The 638-nt window shown below is 41.5% G+C and carries 1 protein-coding gene; it reads left to right on the top strand.

Features of this window, described 5'->3' with window-relative positions:
• The coding region (locus ACTQX6_RS12625; protein WP_441657564.1) for an SHIRT domain-containing protein at positions 1–638 on the top strand (638 nt) is incomplete at both ends.

Raw genomic sequence — 638 nt, 5'->3', positions numbered from 1 at the left:
GACAAACATTATTATATTTTGGAACGTCAGATGCCATCTCCCATCAAGATTCATAAAACAGATGATCAGGATCAGGGATTAAAAGATGTTACGTTTGATTTGTATCGAATCAATGGTGAAACCGAAACACCGGTAGCCAGTGGGCTGATAACGAATGAAAACGGTGATCTTTATGTTTCCCAGGCAGAAAGTGTGACACAAAGTGATCTCTCAAAGGTAACCACAAGTGAATCGTATGATCCGCAAACAGGTTATATCGTACAGGATGATTTGGCTTATCTGACTCCGGGAACATATCGCTTAAAGGAAACGGCTGTTCCAAACGGCTATAAAAAGGCAAACTTTGATTTTACGGTGAAGGCGGTTCAAGATCTGGTGACGGATACAAGCACACCGGTTCCGGTACAGAGCTTCACATTTAAAAATGAATCTGCCTATCCAGTGGAATACAGCTTTGTCAGTGCAGATGGACAAAAAGAACTTCCGGAAGGAGTCAAAGCTTTATTGCCTAAGGATGATGAAATGTATGCAAAAGGGGATACAGTCAAGGCTGTTGAACCGGAAACAACGAGTTTCAAGGCGGAAGACGGTATATGGAAATTCAAATCGTATGATGCAAAGAGCAAAGAAGTCAATGA

Source organism: Faecalicoccus sp. LCP19S3_E2 (genome assembly GCF_052121255.1).
Taxonomy (GTDB): Bacteria; Bacillota_I; Bacilli_A; order Erysipelotrichales; family Erysipelotrichaceae; genus Faecalicoccus.
This window is presented reverse-complemented; position numbering and strand designations above follow the sequence as displayed.